The organism is Herbiconiux sp. SALV-R1 (genome assembly GCF_013113715.1).
Lineage (GTDB): Bacteria > Actinomycetota > Actinomycetes > Actinomycetales > Microbacteriaceae > Herbiconiux.
In genome coordinates this window covers 393,979-409,823 of sequence record NZ_CP053344.1, presented here as the reverse complement: position 1 = coordinate 409,823, position 15,845 = coordinate 393,979, and the positions used below count along the sequence as shown (strand labels likewise).

The window sequence follows — 15,845 nt, the reverse complement described above, 5'->3', positions numbered from 1 at the left end:
CGGATCTACTTGACGGTGTAGCCCTGCACCTGGGCCTGGTTGAGGTATTCCTTCTGCAGGTCGGGCGCCAGGTCGGCCATGGTCTTGCCGGCCGCGATGCCGGGGATGACCACCGAAGCGTACGCGGTCTCGGGGCTGAAGGAGGGGAAGCCCCAGCCGTCCCACACGCTCGACGCCGCGGTCGAGATGGCCGACTTGAAGTCGCCGACGAAGAAGCCCGAGCTCGCCTGGTCGGTGAGCCAGGTGTCGGCAGCCGACTGGTAGGCGGGGAGACCGGAGGTGAGCTTCACGGCGTCGTCGGAGCTCGTGACGAACTCGAGGAACTTCGCCACGCCCTCGAGGTTCGCGGAGTGGCTCGAGCCGTACCAGACGCCGCCACCCACGTTGCCGGTGACCTTGTCTTCACCCTCCCAGCTCAGCGGGGCCGCTGCGCCGATGGTGCCGGCCGGGGAGTTCAGGCTGTCGGGGTTCTGGAAGAGGGCGCCGGCGTACCAGGCCGGGCCGGGCATCCCGAGCACCTTGTCGCTGTACTTCGTCACGAAGTCGGCCCCGAAGACGGAGTCGTTCACGAGCGTGCCGTTCTCGATCATGTGGTCGAGCATCTCGGTGACCTTCTCGGAGTTGGGGTCGGAGAAGTCGCTGGTGAAGGTGTCGCCCTCGGTCTGGAAGACGGGGGCCTCGGCACCCCAGTAGTAGATGTAAGGGCCCTGGAACGAGTCGCCCACCGAGCCGAGGATGTATCCCGGATGCTCGGCAGCGACCTTGTCGCTGAGCGCCACGTACTCTTCCCAGGTCGTCGGCACCTCGTAGCCGAACTCCTTCATGAGGGTGTCGTTGTACCAGTAGACGACGGGGGCGAGGTCGTTGCGCACGCCGTAGACCTTGTCGTCGACGGTCATCGGGGTGAGTGCGCCGTCGGTGAAGCCGTCGAGGAAGTCGTCGGAGAGGAGCCCCTGGTTGAGCACGGCGGCGAACGGCTCGGCGCCGTTGTTCGACTTGCTCGCCCACGAGGTGTCGTTCTGCTGCGTCGAGAACACGACGTCGGGCCATCCCGAACCCGACTGGTCGAAGAGGGCGACCTTGGTCTTGAACGAGTCGCTGCCGCCGGCCGAGCCGTCGTAGGTCTCGATGTTCACGGTGAGGTCGGGGTTCGCTGCCTGGAACGCCTTGGCGATCGGCTCGCGCGAGGAGTCGACCCACACGGTGAGGGGGGCGTTCGCGTCTTGCTCGACGGCGTTGAAGCCGTAGTCGGAGCCGCCTCCGCCGCCCGAGCCGCTGGAGCAGGCGCTGAGCGCGGCGACCGCGGCCATGCCGGCGGCGAGAGCGATGGTGCGGAGTGCGAGACGAGAGCGTCGATGCTGTGATGCCATTGCGCGTCCTTTTCTGGTCGGCGTCCTTGACGACAGGGCCGTCGTTCTGACGGCGAGTGCTAGTACATCATACATCTCATGTAATCGCAACGACGGCGTCTTGCTCGTCTGGTTTCTCGCGTTCTTGGCCGCTTATCGGGCCAGGGCAGGGAGGAGCACGAAGTCGACGAGCTCGCGGATGCTCTGCAACTCCAGCGCGCGCTGGCGCAGCGTCACGCTCCCGAACGCCGCCGTTGGCACGATCCCGGCGATGAGCTCGACCGGGATGCCGCTCGGCACCACCCCCCGCTCGGTCCAGCGCTCGATGACAGCGACGAGCACGGCGACCGGCGGGCCGCCGATGCTCTCCCGCGCCGCCTGGTACAGCTCGGGGTCGCGCCCGATCTCGCTCAGGATGCGCGACAGCACGAGCGCGGCCCGGTCGCCCGAGTCGGCGAAGTGCGAGGCGGCGGCGAGGAGGTCGTCGCGGAGGTTTCCGGTGTCGGGCACCTCGCGCTTCTGCTGGGTCGCGGCGACCGCCGCCACCACCAGGGCGGCCTTGGTGTCCCACCGGCGGTAGATCGCCGACTTCCCGCAACGAGCTCGCGCGGCCACGGCCGCGATGGTGGTGCCGCCGTAGCCGCGCTCGATGAGCAGGTCTTGGGTGGCGGTGAGGATGCTGCGCTCCACCTCGGGGTCGCGGGGGCGCCCGGGGCCGGTGAGCGCATCCGTCGACATGGGGCCATTGTACTTAACGGTTCTCAGCGGTACCGTATCTGTATAACGGTTCTATCTAGACCCGTAATTACAGCCACCGGCTTGATGGGAAACATGATGACGACCGCAGACACGCATTCCCGACTCCACCCCGTCGTGGGCACAGTGCTACTGCTCGCTGCAGCCGCGCTCGTAGCGGTGGCCCTGAACGCCACCATCGCCTGGGTGGGCGTCACCCTCGGCGCCCCCGCAGGCTACGGCCCGCTCTCCCTCCCGGCGCAGGCCCTCTTCACCGTAATCGGCGTCGCGGTCGGCTGGATCGGCTGGCGCCTCGTCACGACCCGCGCGCGCCACCCCCGTCGCGTGCTCCGCCTCCTCGTGCCCGTCGTCACGGCGCTCACCCTCATCCCCGATCTCCTGCTCCTGGCAGCCCCCGTCATCCCGGGCACGAACCTCGCCGCCGTGGTGTCCCTGATGTGCATGCACCTGATCGTCGTCACCTGCGCCGTCCCCGCATACATCCTCGCCACTCGCCTGCAGCCCACTCCCACGCCCTGACGCTGCGCTCGCGCCTCGGCGGCGAAGGTGCATGCCCGCGCGCCAGCACCGGGCTCCCGCTTTGCTCCGATGCGATCCCCCTCCTATCCGCGGAGCCACCACGATCGCGCGGGCCGACGCCCGCGCGCATTCCCGACCGACCCGCTAACCCCTACCGATATCGCCTCGCAGGCTACCGTCGGCGGAACTGCACCGCGAGCCACACCGCATAGAAGCCCTCCGCGTCGCGCAAGCGCCTCGAAAGCTCCTCGGCGCAGTCCTCAGAGCACGCGTTCCACCCAGCCACCATCTCGACGCTCGCGACTCGAAGATCGCACCGTCGACATCGACGCACATGACGGCGCCGCACCTCCACCTCAAGCATCGTCCCACCTTCCTCCGCCAAAAACGCGCTGGGATGCCCTCGCAGCGCCGACCGGTCGCACCATCATGCCATATACACGAGGCCATTCCTAGATGCCATCGCGGCAAAGCTGATCGAATGCCCCGCCGCACTCCGAACGGATCATGGCCCGACTTCGCCCGAGAACTCGGCCACTCACTCGAACGCCACCGCCACGCCCGAGGCCTGAGCCAGGAAGCAGTCGCCTACGCCGCCGGCCTCAGCCGCTACACCTACCAAAAGTTCGAACGCGGCGAATCCATGCCCGGCACCCCCGCCAACCCCTCCCTCCGCAACATCATGGCCCTCGCTCAGGTCCTCGGCGTCACCCTCGACGAGCTCCTCCCCCACGACTGGCCCGACCTGCGGGCCTGACCCCATCTTCTGGGGCATCTGGTCGGAACTAAGTTCGCCACCTCGCTGTGGCGGCAGACCGCACGATTCATCGCCCCCTGGGGGGACTCGAACTCGCTAGGCGGGTCCGCGACGCCCTTACCAACTCGCAACTTCCGCGTGATTCCGCAGTTCTTAGATCACGTCGATGAGCCTGAATCATGCTGTTTTGAGACCAATTGTGGGCAAGATGTGGGCACGGGACGGGTCCGAGAACCCCACCTTCTTGTGCACCTTCCCCGCTCACTCTTCGGGTCTTGCCCAATGGAGGGCGTTGCCCTCCGCGCTTGGCTCGGTCGTTGATGTCCTCAACCTTCAGTTGCGATTGAGACCGTGCTGTCTTGAGTCGAGAGCGACCTTGAAGTGACTCTCGGCAGCATCAATCTCTCGCGCCGGGGTCGAAGGGTCGAAGACTCGCAGGAGCGAGTAGCGGAAGGTAGCCGGATCCAGCCCGCGCAGTTCGACGTTCCCGCCGTGACCGTTCGTTGCGTAAACACTCCATCGCTGCCTCACGCTCTCGGCGCCGTCCGCTTTGCCGACGTAGTGACGGCCATCGCGGGTATCGGTGACGAGGTAGATGCCAACGACGGACGAAAGCGCGGTCCGCCACGATGCGTAACGGTGTTCGCGCATCACTGCTTGAAGACGCGAGTAGTCGAGAACGAGACGATCGAAACCCGGGAAGGGAACTGGCTCGGCATCGGCGATCTCTATCACCGGATAACTCGCCGCTGCAGCGCCGTACATCCACCAGCGACGCGGGAGCCGCCAGCCGATTACCAAACGTCGCCGCAAATCGGACATCCTCGCGGACTCGACGAGCTCAAATACGCGGCGCACACCGTCGTTGGACACCTCGCCCAGGTTCTCCATCACAGACCACAGACGTGCCCGATCGCCGCCTTCTCGTACGAACACCACCCAGAAGCGCGGCGGCGTAGCAGGGAAGTTCCGGCTGCTCGCAGACTGGTTGTTGGTGTACGCAAGGATCTCAGCGTCGGTCGAATCCGCATGAATGCCCCGGAGGCCGCTGTCTTCGTGCTCTTCGACGTAGGCGTGACGAATCACAAGCGCATCGGCGAGGTCGATCCCCGAATGGCGCAGGATCGGTTCGAGCGTCAGACCGGTCACTTCGTGGTTCCGCGAAGGCTCGCGCTGTAGCCCTTTCGGGCACCGTCGTACTGCTCGTCGGTCAGCGAGGCCATGTACGAGACAGTCTCCCCGGACCACGAATGCGAAGCACCGATGGTGTGCTTCCAGGCGTACTTCGGATTCTCGCGGAGCTGATCCTGCCAGCACAGCGCCTGGTGATCACGACTCGTCAGCTTGCGCCCGGTGCGCTTCTCGTTGACCTTCTCGAGCAACTTGGTCGCACTGAACGGATGCGTCTGGTTGGGGTCGGTCTTGCGGATCGCAATCTGGCCGTCAGCGGTAGGCGAGACTGCAACCACGAGATCCGCGCTGCTCATCTTCTTCTGCGACTGCATGTGGATGTCGTAGACCGTGGCCACACGTCTCATGTCGCCGCCTGCCGCATGGGCGTCGTCCATTAGGTGACGAAGCTCGGTAATAAAGTCCTCGACTTCGGCAACCATCGTGGCGTTCTTGTCGACCTTCATGAACTGCACAGCATCAGCTGGCGCCGTCGCACCGAGCGGCAGCAGCTGCCACGTCATTGAAGCGGCAAGGTCCTTCTTGAACTTGGCGACCATCAAGTCCCGGTAGTTCAGGATGTTCTGCTGCAGGAACGGGTAGATTACCGCACCGAGACCTTGCGCGTTGTAGAGATGGATCGCCCGATCTCGGTACTGGGTTAGTGCTTTGACGTTCGCCATGACGGCAGGGCCATCGATGTCCGCCGGCCACAGCTTGCTGGCGGTGACACGACCAAGCGCGTCGTCGATCGCGATTGACCGATAGCGTTCGCCGCGCTTCTTCGGATAGAAGATCGATCGATTCTTCTGCCGCAGGGTGGCCTTCAGAGCCAATTCCCACGCGTTGACAATGAGCATGACAGTGACTTCGTCGCGATAGGTCATCTGCGGCTTGTTATACACCTCGACGGCCGCGAGCATCGCGGCGAGCGAGTTATCAACCAGTCGCTTGATCGAGACGTATGGTGCGCTCATCGAAGGACTCCTCGGGGCCGGACTGTGAACCATTGACTAGCTCGGGAAACTCGTTCCGAGGACGATTCGCCATAGCCGCTTCGCCTCGGCGTGGTCGCCGCGAGCCTCCGCCTCGTTGGCTTTCCGCGCTCGGTCCGCGGCCGCATTGAGGCCTTCGACCAGGTTGTGCCGGCCGGTCGACGTGAGGTACGAACTCAGGTCTCCGCTGTATCCGCCCGGATCGTTCACGTACAACCTGTTCGGTGCCCACTCGAAGAACTTCTGGAGCGCTTCTCTGTAGTTACCCCCCAGAGAGCTGAACGTAGAGGCAGCGACAGTCTCGAGGTGGAACGAACGAAACCGCTTCGAGTGCGCACGGTTCCAGGCCTTCGCCAGTCTCACCACCGCGCTCAGGTGGTAGTTCAATGCCTTGTTTTTGTCGCCGTACCATGTGTTCGCGATGGTCGGAGCAGTCAGGATCCATCCACCCGACCCGTCAGGCAGATGGTAGACATCGTTGCCCCGGAAGAAGACCGGCGCGACATCAACGTGTCCGCCTGTCTTGTAGAACACACGGATCGCTTGGCCGCGTGTGCCGACTTGCTGAATCTTCGTGCCTGCGTATGCCTGGCGGATTCGGTAGATGAACGCTTGCGAGTCGTTCCAGTACTTGTCCTGCCAGGCACGCTTCTCGTTCGAGAACACCGCTAGTACGTCGATGTCGTCGAGCGGTCGAATGATCGTGTTCTTCGATGCCGAACCCATCAGGATGCCTTTGGAGTAGGGAATGTCAGATGTCGATGGGAATGCCGCTGTCATGTCCCTATCGACGGAGTTCTTGCGCGCAGGTACAAAACTCGTCTCTTGATAGTCAGTCGCGGTGATGCCTTCGAGGAACTTAGCGAACGCCTGTGCAGTGGTAACCGTCATCGCTCTCTCCTCCGGAGTCGTTTGGAAGCGGCGTGCATCGCGGCCTCGTTGCGCTTGCGCGTGATCTTGTATAGCCAGTCGGGAAGCTGTGGAGTCGTGCGCCTCAGGTCGTAGAGCTGGGTCTGCCATGAGATGAGTTCCTGCCCAATGATCGGCTTATTGTCCTGAAGTCGCGATTCGATAGTGCGAGCAAGATCAGCGCGGTCTTGGGCTGCGCGCCAAGTGCTGCGCAGATAGTCGGCGACATCTAGTGCGGCCGGCAGAACAGGGAGGAGGACGCCGAGGAGGATCAAACCGAAGGCAAGACCACTGAGCGCGCTCCAGGTGAGCAACATGGCGAGCCACACCACGGTGACGATCGCCCAGACGGTAACAGCGGTGCGGATGAGTCGATCGGTGTACGAAGCATTGGCACGCTGCGCAATTGCGATGGTCTCCGCGCCAGGGTGGCTCGGATCGACGTCGTACCAATCGACAAGTCGCTCCCGTCGTGCAGCCGCGCGTAGCTCCTCCTTGTCGCGCACAAGTAGCTCGATGTCTTCGATGGTCGGCCGCGAAGCGCGCTCGATCGTTTCCGGCATCTGGAAGATGTAGAGATCCAGCTCTTCTTGGATGGCCGCCGCTTTCGTCATCGTCCGAACTTCGGCGGCAGTGAGGAACGTGCGTCCCACAAACAGCCAGATGCCGGTGATCGCGCCGGCTGCGACCGCAGAGGCCGGGATGAGAATCGAGATGAACGGTGCAGCAACTCCGAGGATGACTAAGCCGAGCCACCGCGCGCCTTGCCATCGTTTCGCGCGCGTGTAGAGGCGGCGTTGCGCGAGCAAGAGGCGCAGCGCTTCGTCATCGTTCTGCCGGGTGGCGATCGAGGCGCTCGTTGGCGGCGTGTAGTCCTGGCCTGTCATTCACATTTCACCGGTTGAAGAGCAGCTTCAACTGCTCGATCGCTTTGTCGTGGTCGTTCGCGAGGTGGCGGTCGAGCGCGCGCTCTGAACGCTGGACGGCCGTATCAAGCTTGGACAGAGCGTCCGACTTCGTAGACTCCGACGAGCACGACCCAAAGCGAGAACCGAGTCCGGTGGGGTCGTTCATTGACGCGAGTTCAATGTTCTGGAGATGCTTGAGCGCATAGTGCAGATCGATGATCGGAACGTAAGCCGCCTCTTCGCTCAGGAACTTCGCCGCCCGCATCTCGAGATAGCAGGACGACACAGGTACGTTCCGCTGGTACTTCCAGATCTTGAGGTGTCGCGCAAGTTTCTTCGCCCCACCGCCGCTGTGCTTCGCGTTGATCTCGTTGACGTACCTGTTGTGATCTTCCGGAAAGCTCTTCATCCAGCCGCCCGTCGGGTCGGCGATCATGTAACCGCCGCCCGAGGCAACGTATCCAGGAACGATTTCGACGACCCCGTCAGAGAAGTGGCAGACCACCGCAGGTTGTCGGATGGTGATGGTCGTCGATTTGAAGCGCGCCTGCAACGCGTCCTTCACCTTGGTGAGCATGGTTAGCGGCGAAGCCGGCTGGATCCCTTTGAGCAAAACTAGGTAGTCAGCGTCGCTATAGCGCCAGACCCCAGTGCCGTGCCGGAGCGAACCGATCTCGAACATCCGGTATACCCCGAGCACGTAGTCGAGACGCGCCTCGATGGACGCCCTGTGTGCCTTGGCTCCGTCAAACTGAGACAACGTGGGCGTGAACAACGACGTCAGGTCAGCGAGCCAGGCGGTCGCGGTTGAACTAGCCATTCGCGCTCGGTCCAGCGTCGATGGTCGCCCTACCTACAGGAAGGCCGTACTTGTCCGTCGCGTAGTGCTCGGTTCTAGGTTCGTCAAACAGCGAGACGGATTCCCACTCTTCATCTGCCACGACAACCCCCTAAACATCGCCAACCAGATTGGCTCCCCCGAGCGAAACTATAGTGCTCCGACACTATCGTCAGGATTCTCTATTTTGTTCATTGCTCCACTGTGTTTGCCCCTGTTCTCGCCTGCGCCACCGCCACCCCTTCACTTCCCAACCTCCGTCAAATTGCGACGAAGTTTGGGGGAGGTTGGGAAGCGCGCTCTGCGCGGGGGTGGCGTTGACGCAGGCGAGAAGAGGGACACACCGTTCCATTACCTATTCCCGCCCGAGGAATAGGCAATGGAATACCCACGAGCATGGAGCCAAACGCGAAAGTCCGATCCGGAGTCGCGAACGCAAGCTGCTTCCATGCCCTACAGGGGGCCAGAAACATGACCCCTACAGGCACCAGACAGATGTCTCTCGTCCAATACAGAATTGACCAGAGGGATAGGGCGTCGAACCACGGAGACGATAGCGCTTGGCGACGTTGGTAGCGGAGAAGGTTGAGGTGGCTAGAGATGGCAGGCAGCGTGACCCCGTACAGCACCTCGCAAGGCAAGCGATACCGCGTGCGGTATCGGAAGCCAGTTCACACCCAGACGGACAAGCGGGGTTTCAAGACCAAGCGCGAGGCCGAGCTGTTCCTGGCTTCGGTGACGGTGTCGAAGGCCGCCGGTGACTACATCGATCCCGCTCTGGCTCGCGTCTCGGTCGGGGACCTCGCTCCGCTATGGCTGCGCTCGAAGTTGGTGCTCAAGCCCTCATCGTCAAAGCCGCTTGAGGTCGCCTGGGGCGTGCACGTGGCAGAGCGATGGGGGCACCGCGAAATCTCCACCATCGTTCCCTCAGAGGTGCAGGTCTGGGTGAGCGAGCTGGCAGGTCGTCGATCGCCCTCCGTGGTGATCCGGGCGCACGGCGTCCTCGCCGGCATCCTCGACATGGCCGTGACCGACCGTCGACTCCCTCGCAACCCAGCGCGCGGAGTGAAGCTGCCCCGCAAGACCGGAAAGCTGAATCGTGTCTACCTCAGTCACGACCAGGTACACACTCTCGCCGGCCCGTCTGCGCATCCGACGCTCGCGCTCTGCCTCGCCTACACCGGCATCCGATGGGGAGAGGCTACCGCGCTGCGCGTGCGGCACATCAACTTCCTCCGACGCCGGCTGAACGTCGAGGAGAACGCCGTGAAGGTTGGTGCCGTTATCCACCTCGGCACGACCAATGGGCACGAGCGCCGGTCCGTGCCCTACCCGGAACTGCTCAGCGCCGGACTCGCCGAACAGTGCGCCGACAAGGGGCCCACGCAACTCGTGTTCGGTGGCGGCACCTTCCACATGAAGTCACCAGACTCCGTCGACGGATGGTTCGTGAACGCCGTCCGCCGCGCGCAGCAGGCCAACCCCGACTTCCCCAGCCTCACTCCGCACGACCTTCGTCACACGGCCGCGTCGCTCGCGATCAGCAGCGGCGCGAACGTAAAAGCGGTGCAACGGATGCTCGGCCACGCCTCGGCCGCCATGACCCTCGACACCTACGGCGATCTGTTCGACGACGACCTCGAGATGGTGGCCGCCAAGATGCAGGACGCAGCACGCGAGGCGAGCGTCGGCAAAGCCTGGGCGAGCAACCTGGCGTAAGCGAGTGCCGCGGGACTCGATATCTCTACCGCCGTGGCGAATCGTTCGCCTTTTCTCCACTTACAAAATAACATTTGAATGTAATATTAGAAGCACGAATGAAGAGGTGAAACTATGCGTGCTGTTGATGCTTTGGAAGTTCTCGAACTGCTCGGTTCGACGCAGCGCGGTCTCGTGACGACCGCTCAGGCTCGCGAATCGGGCCTGTCGGGCGTAGACCTGACCCGTCTTAGCGACTCCGGGAAGCTTCTCCGTGTCCGCCACGGCGTTTATGCGCTGCCCTCGGCGGGCGCTGACCGACTACAAGACCTGCGTGCGGCGTGGCTGGCAGCCTCGGCGAACGGCGACGTTGTCGTTTCCGGCGCCTCGGCGGCCGTCGTACATGGTCTTGGTGACCTCGTTCCCGCGGCCCACGAGTTCACTGCACCGGTGCGCCGCCAGAGCACGCTGCCGGACCTCCGATTCCACCGCGCCGAGTTGAGCGACGACGATGTGACCGTGGTCGACGGGCTTCCGGTAACCACAGTGGTGCGCACAGCCGCCGACCTCGCTGCGTCGTTGCTGGATTCCGACCACCTCACCGGAGTTCTGTCCGCCGCGGTCGAGAATCTGGATGTCGACGTCGAAGAGCTCGCGCAGGCGCTCTCCCCCTATGCCACACGCTACGGTTTCGACTCCGGGCGAGCGCTTCTCGCAGAGGTCGCACCCGGATACGTGGCAGCTGCGCTCAGCAGCGCAGTTCGCACGGCCGTCACACACTCACCCCGATTTCGGAAGCAGGCCCTGAAGCTTCTCGCAGAGCCCGATGGCGCGAAGACGCTCCTGTCATTCCTCGAGGAGCGCCTCGCTTCATAAGGCACTTCAACACCGGCAAGGAAAACATGGCGCTAACAACGATGCAGCTGGCGAGCCTCGCCCGATCGCTTCAGGCCAAGCTGAACAACGAGGCGCGCCGGCGCGGTGTGACCGCGGATGTCATCCGCAAGCAGTACATCTTCACGGTCTTCCTGAGCAGGTTGTTCTCTCCGGAGCCGCAGCCACCCTGGATCCTTCTCGGCGGGAACGCACTGCTCATCCGCACCGGCGGTGGACGCTTCACGCAAGACATCGACCTTGCCCGCGAGAGCGAGTGGACTTCGACCGACGACGTGCGCGCCGAGCTACAGTCACTCGCCGATTCCGGCGCATACCGGGATCCGTTCACTTTCGTGGTGGTTTCAGTCGCGCCGTACTCCGGGCCGGACCCATACGACTACGGCGCGAAGACAGCGAAGGCGAGGGTGCAGGCACTTCTCGGTGCCCAGGTCTTCGACACGTTCACCGTTGACCTCACCGAGAGGCGTCACCTCGACGCTCCCATCGATCAGGTGCCCCTCCGAGCGGTAGTCGAGCACGACACTCTCTCCCACCTGCCGTCGGTGCCGACGACACCGCTCGAGAACCACCTGGCCGACAAGGTGTGCGCGATGTACGAGCGGCACGGGCGAGACGGCGACTCACCCTCCACCCGCTACCGCGACCTCGCCGACATCATCCGAATGCTGGACGCCGGCCCCATCGATGCCTCTCGCCTCCGGAAAGTGCTCAAGCGCGAAGCGGGTCAGCGGAGGATCACACTACCGAGCCGCATGGAGGCACCTGCCGAAGAGTGGCGGATCGCGTTTCCGCGCCAAGCACGAACGTTTGCTGAGTACCCGAGCAAGCTCTACGAACTAGACGCCTCACTGGACGAGACACGGACGTGCCTGGACCCCATTCTTTCCGGCGAGCGGACGTCGGGCACGTGGGTTCGTGAGGAGCGCACCTGGTCCGACTAAGACCGCAGGCCACCGAGTGTGGGCAAAGTGTGGGCAAACGCCGTCTTCGAGAGAAAGTGAAAGGCCCCAGATCCGCGTGATTACAGGGATCTGAGGCCTTGCAAAATGGTGCCCCTGGAGGGACTCGAACCCCCAACCCTTTCCTTAGGACGGAACTGCTCTTCCATTGAGCTACAGAGGCTGACCCGTCCAGTCTAGAGCGCTCGCTCGATGTTGCGCGCGACGTAGACCCTGGCCTCGGCAGCCTGGTCGGCATCGACACCGCTCCACACCTCGTCGTTGTGCTCGGCCACACGCTCGGCGACCCGGCGAACCACGCCGACCACCTCATCCGGGTCCATGCCGACCGTTCGGGCCAGCGAAGCCCAATGACGAGACGTCACCTCCCGCGCGAAACGCGCTCCGCCGATCGGCATCGCCAGCTTCTGGTCGACGTCGGGGTAAAGAAACATCGGCAGCACGTCATACATCGGCGACAACACGATGCCGCTCGGCCGCAGCAAGAGGGAGTAATTCTTTGCATGGGCATCCGAGTCGCCGACGAGAACGGTGAACGCCAGCTGCGCGAGAAAGCTCCGTCGGAGGGTGCCGTTGTGATCGACCGGCTTCAGCCGGGCCATCACCTGGGCGACGGACACCTCGTACTTTCGATCGGGCGGCAGGCCGAGGCTCTGAGCGATGTCTTCGGCGTGCAGACGTCGTGAGAGCGCGCCGGTGCCCGCTTCGCGGTCGAATCGTTCGATCACGTACGACGTCTGATCGCCGAACCGCAGCACCTCCGCTTGTGGAGCACGGACGCCCGCCAGCGCTGCGAGCTCGATCGTCGCCGCCTCCGCAGCCTCAATGTTCCGATGCTCCGGGCTCCCGGGCTTGACGATGTGCGTCGACGGAACCGAGGCGTTGGGCCAGTACCAGTCACGCTCGACCCAGGCGAGCGCAAACTTGCCCTGGGCCCCAGCCAACGAGAAACGCGCCGAACCACTGCGCGGCACCGTTTCGCTCGAGTCCCGCTTGATCGCGGCTGCACGCTCCGCGATATCGCGGTGAAGGGCAGGACTGAGTTCCGCGGCACCCACCGAGGGGCTCCCGCCCTCCGGCAGGAGAACGAGACCTCCCGCCACGTCGCCACCGGCAGCAGAGAGCAGGTCGAAGGCACTCGCGCTCCGCGCCGAATAGGCGGATGCCATCCGCTGACGGGTTCGTTCGTTCTCGGGGAGCAGGTTTTCGAGAAAGTTCGCCGGGGCAAGCTTCGTGGCCCGGCCGTCCCGAGGTAGTGACAGCGAGAGAGGCGTCGCCGGAGCCTCCGCGTCGTACTCGAAGCGCGGCGGCCCGTCACCGAAAACAAATTGTCCGGCGTGATGCCCTTCCAGCCACGCCTCCAGCCGCCCACTCACGACAGGACCATGTCGGGCAAGGCGGTCGGCTCGATGTCCAGCGCCCGCAGAACTCGCCGAACCTCACCGGGAGAGGTGAGTGGCTGCGATGACTCGATGCTCTTCACAAGCCGAGCCGAGACACTAGCCCTCTCGGCCAGTTCCTCACGGCTCTCACCCCGGATGGCTCGTTCGGAAGCGACTACCTCAGCCAGGTCGACCCTGCTCCGCAAGTATTCCGGCCCCCGCTGCAGCGCCGCTCGAATGTAGTCGTCGTCCGCCCGGTTAGCCCTAGCCGTAAGGCTGTCCAGGTAGAGCTCGGCCGGGGCATCCGCCGGACGCCAGTCCGCGAGAAGGCGCGACGGCCTGTCGCTCTCCCGAAGCCGGCGGATCCGCTCCGCCGTGCGCATCCGATCGTGGCCGCTGAGTCCGACCAGGGCGCGCGACCGCACGGCTCTGCCGAGCATCAGCCAGGATCGCACCGAGAGCGCACGACGCTCCTTGCTCGGCGCGAGCCCCTCGATCTCCCAGCCGACACCGACCCGATGCGCCCGGATGCGCCCGTCGGCGATCAAAGCCCGTACGCGCCGCGGAGACACACCGAGCTGCGCAGCAGCCTCGGTCACGTTCATGTCACAACTATACCGAGACCGATGCGCAGAGCCAGCCTGCGCACCATTCAGTTCGGATCGACGGAGAACGCCACAGTCGACGGCGTGACGTTCCGTCGTTCGTGCGGATCGCCCGCAGAGTCCGGCGATTCGGCCCAGCTCGGCCCACGCCGCGCCGTGCCAGCCCCTCACGCCGCCGCCAAGAACTCCTCCCACTGCGGCTCCGCCTTCTCCGCCCCCTTGATCGTCCACCCCGCCTGATGCGGCATCCGCGGCGCGAAGCGCAGCGACCACCCCATCTCCGCCGGCGTACGATCGCCCTTCACGTTGTTGCACCGCAGGCAGCACGCCACGAGGTTCTCCCACGTGTCCTTCCCACCGCGCGAGCGCGGCTGCACGTGGTCAATCGTGGTGGCCGACGCCCCGCAGTACCCGCAGCGCTGCCCGTCGCGCCGCAGCACTCCGCGCCTCGACACCGGCATCATGCGGTTCATCGGAACCCGCACGTAGCGCGTCAGCAGAATCACCGCCGGCCGCTCGTAGGCACCCGAGGTGCCGAAGACCGGATGCTCGTCGTCGTGCGCGAGAATGCGCGCCTTCCCGTTCAGCACCAGCACGAGTGCCCGCTTGAACGAGACGACGCCGAGGGGCTCATACCCTGCGTTGAGGACCAGTGTTCGCATGCTCTCCCTTTCGAACACACCTGGACGGCTTCCAGGTGTTCGATGAATCGCTCGCCGACGGATGCACCACTCAGGCACAGCCCAGGAGACGCGGAGGCAACAAAAAAGGCGCCGTCATGATGACAGCGCCTTGCTCACAGACCCAGGTATCTGGCTCTGACTCAGCCCACTCGTGTGCCTGCGCACGATGAGCAGGAGGCTTCCCGTGGTGCGGGTGCTCCTGTTCCCGTTCATCAGGCTCTCCAGATCTCGAAAAACGACCAGGGCCTCAGGTTACGACAGAATCGGCGTGCCACGAAGAGGTGGCACGCCGATTCATGAGTCCGTCACGCACTGTTTACACGCGTGACCAGCGGATGCTGTGGCCGGCTCAGACGATCCGCACGAAGTAGTAGCTGCCCCACAGCGGCCGGTGCTCCACGAAACGACCCCAGTCGGGCGAGTCGATCGAGCCACCCGCACCGTCGTAGATGCCGACGTGACCGATGGGCCAGATGATGAGGTCGCCGGCCTGCGCATCCGCCGGGGAGATGGGGATGCCCATCGCCGCCTGGTTGCTCACGGTGCGCGGCAGGTAGATGCCGAACTGACCGAACACGTACTGGGTGAGACCGTCGCAGCCGAAGCTGGTGTCGGGGCTCGCGCCGCTGCCGTAGGGAACCTTGCCCACGAACTGCTCGGCGAACTCCACGATCGCGGCACCGCTATAGGGGCCCGACGGCGGGTTCACGGTGAAGGCACCGCCACCCGACGAGCTCGCGCTCTCCTTCGCCTCGGCGGCGGCCGCGGCACGCGCGGCGGCCTCGGTCGCGGCCACGGCGGCTGCAGCAGCGGCGCGCGATGCGGCGAGCTCTTCGGTGGTGGGGGCCTTGTAGTTGTCGCGGCTCACGGCCAGCGCGGCAGACGCGTCGGGAACCACGAGGGTCTGCTCGCCGGCGAGCGACACGTCGGCGGCCACGCCGTTGTCGAAGTTGCCGCCACCGCCGAAGGCGTAGGCGGGAAGGGCCATGGTGGCGACGAGAGCTGCCGCGGCGGTCATGACGACGGCGCTCAGCGCTCCGCGCTTCGTGGGGCGCTTGACGCGCGGGAGGCGCACGGCGGGGAGGCGGCGGGCGGGAACGCCGGCCTCGGGTCGCACCTCGACGGCGGTCGACGTCGCAGACGACGCGCTCGGGGCCTCGACGGCCTCGCGTGGCACGGTCGCCAACTCCTTCGCGGCGGCGGGCGCCTGCGGAACCGAGGGCACCAGGCCGGTGCGGGCTTCGAGCTCACGACGCTCGCGGCGGCTCAGGGGCTGCGCGGGGGTGTCGGATGCTGCGGATGAGCTTTCGGGGTTGTGCTCGGAACCGAGCGACTCACCAAGTGGGGCCAAGATCTAGTCCTCCGGCACCTCTGACAGCCGGGTGCAGCCGTCTCCCGTCCGTACCGAGTTGTGTGCGTC

16 protein-coding genes and 1 tRNA gene are annotated in these 15,845 nt (G+C 64.7%); 5 read left to right on the top strand and 12 right to left on the bottom strand.

Features of this window, described 5'->3' with window-relative positions; translation table 11 throughout:
• Positions 1–5: 5 nt before the first annotated feature.
• Both HL652_RS02095 and HL652_RS02090 read right to left on the bottom strand, forming a co-directional pair.
• A complete protein-coding gene (locus tag HL652_RS02095; RefSeq protein WP_171703771.1) occupies positions 6–1,370 on the bottom strand; it encodes an ABC transporter substrate-binding protein in 1,365 nt (454 codons plus the stop codon).
• A 132-nt stretch (positions 1,371–1,502) separates the two neighbouring features.
• Entirely contained in the window at positions 1,503–2,087 is a 585-nt protein-coding gene (locus tag HL652_RS02090) for a TetR/AcrR family transcriptional regulator (RefSeq protein ID WP_171703770.1), read from the bottom strand.
• Positions 2,088–2,180: 93 nt separating this feature from the next.
• Between HL652_RS02090 and HL652_RS02085 the strand changes: the two genes are divergently transcribed.
• Together HL652_RS02085 and HL652_RS02080 are read left to right on the top strand one after the other, a co-directional pair.
• On the top strand, positions 2,181–2,624 hold the full coding sequence (locus HL652_RS02085; protein WP_216603966.1) for a DUF6069 family protein: 444 nt from the start codon (positions 2,181–2,183) through the stop codon (positions 2,622–2,624).
• 481 nt (positions 2,625–3,105) lie between these two features.
• Positions 3,106–3,381 (top strand): helix-turn-helix domain-containing protein, encoded by a 276-nt coding sequence (locus HL652_RS02080; protein WP_171703769.1) that lies wholly within the window; start codon positions 3,106–3,108, stop codon positions 3,379–3,381.
• Positions 3,382–3,714: 333 nt separating this feature from the next.
• Here HL652_RS02080 and HL652_RS02075 read toward each other — a convergent pair whose 3' ends face one another.
• The 5 genes from HL652_RS02075 to HL652_RS21605 are packed head-to-tail and all read right to left on the bottom strand — an operon-like array spanning position 3,715 to position 8,183.
• The gene (locus HL652_RS02075) at positions 3,715–4,530 is read right to left on the bottom strand and encodes a GIY-YIG nuclease family protein (protein WP_253743590.1); all 816 of its coding nucleotides are present in this window, start codon (positions 4,528–4,530) and stop codon (positions 3,715–3,717) included.
• Positions 4,527–5,528, bottom strand: coding sequence for a DUF3644 domain-containing protein (locus tag HL652_RS02070; RefSeq protein ID WP_171703768.1), 1,002 nt, complete (start codon positions 5,526–5,528; stop codon positions 4,527–4,529). Before HL652_RS02070 ends, HL652_RS02075 begins: the two co-directional genes overlap by 4 nt.
• Before the next feature lie 36 nt (positions 5,529–5,564).
• Positions 5,565–6,437, bottom strand: a complete 873-nt coding sequence (locus tag HL652_RS02065; RefSeq protein WP_171703767.1) for an SMODS domain-containing nucleotidyltransferase — start codon at positions 6,435–6,437, stop codon at positions 5,565–5,567.
• Positions 6,434–7,342 carry an S-4TM family putative pore-forming effector gene (locus HL652_RS02060; protein WP_171703766.1) on the bottom strand — a complete coding sequence of 303 codons (909 nt, stop codon included), beginning with the start codon at positions 7,340–7,342 and terminating at the stop codon, positions 6,434–6,436. The genes HL652_RS02065 and HL652_RS02060 overlap by 4 nt, the downstream gene beginning before the upstream one ends.
• A gap of 7 nt (positions 7,343–7,349) precedes the next feature.
• Positions 7,350–8,183: an SMODS domain-containing nucleotidyltransferase gene (locus HL652_RS21605; protein ID WP_253743588.1), complete on the bottom strand. Its 834-nt coding sequence runs from the start codon at positions 8,181–8,183 to the stop codon at positions 7,350–7,352.
• A 618-nt stretch (positions 8,184–8,801) separates the two neighbouring features.
• Between HL652_RS21605 and HL652_RS02050 the strand changes: the two genes are divergently transcribed.
• The 3 genes from HL652_RS02050 (at position 8,802) to HL652_RS02040 (ending at position 11,737) form a co-directional block, all read left to right on the top strand.
• Positions 8,802–9,920, top strand: a complete 1,119-nt coding sequence (locus tag HL652_RS02050) for a site-specific integrase (RefSeq protein ID WP_171703765.1) — start codon at positions 8,802–8,804, stop codon at positions 9,918–9,920.
• Between the two features lie 114 nt (positions 9,921–10,034).
• Positions 10,035–10,775, top strand: a complete 741-nt coding sequence (locus HL652_RS02045; RefSeq protein WP_171703764.1) for a type IV toxin-antitoxin system AbiEi family antitoxin domain-containing protein — start codon at positions 10,035–10,037, stop codon at positions 10,773–10,775.
• Between the two features lie 41 nt (positions 10,776–10,816).
• A complete protein-coding gene (locus HL652_RS02040) occupies positions 10,817–11,737 on the top strand; it encodes a nucleotidyl transferase AbiEii/AbiGii toxin family protein (RefSeq protein WP_171703763.1) in 921 nt (306 codons plus the stop codon).
• Between the two features lie 106 nt (positions 11,738–11,843).
• On the opposite strand, the gene HL652_RS02035 is transcribed toward HL652_RS02040, so the two are convergent.
• The 5 genes from HL652_RS02035 to HL652_RS02015 all read right to left on the bottom strand — a co-directional run bounded on the left by HL652_RS02035 (position 11,844) and on the right by HL652_RS02015 (position 15,776).
• A tRNA-Arg gene (locus tag HL652_RS02035) sits at positions 11,844–11,918 on the bottom strand.
• A gap of 13 nt (positions 11,919–11,931) precedes the next feature.
• Positions 11,932–13,131 (bottom strand): HipA domain-containing protein, encoded by a 1,200-nt coding sequence (locus tag HL652_RS02030; protein ID WP_171703762.1) that lies wholly within the window; start codon positions 13,129–13,131, stop codon positions 11,932–11,934.
• A complete protein-coding gene (locus tag HL652_RS02025; protein WP_171703761.1) occupies positions 13,128–13,742 on the bottom strand; it encodes an excisionase family DNA-binding protein in 615 nt (204 codons plus the stop codon). Before HL652_RS02025 ends, HL652_RS02030 begins: the two co-directional genes overlap by 4 nt.
• Before the next feature lie 167 nt (positions 13,743–13,909).
• On the bottom strand, positions 13,910–14,404 hold the full coding sequence (locus HL652_RS02020) for an HNH endonuclease (RefSeq protein WP_171703760.1): 495 nt from the start codon (positions 14,402–14,404) through the stop codon (positions 13,910–13,912).
• A 370-nt stretch (positions 14,405–14,774) separates the two neighbouring features.
• Positions 14,775–15,776 carry a C40 family peptidase gene (locus HL652_RS02015; protein ID WP_171703759.1) on the bottom strand — a complete coding sequence of 334 codons (1,002 nt, stop codon included), beginning with the start codon at positions 15,774–15,776 and terminating at the stop codon, positions 14,775–14,777.
• Positions 15,777–15,845: the final 69 nt, after the last annotated feature.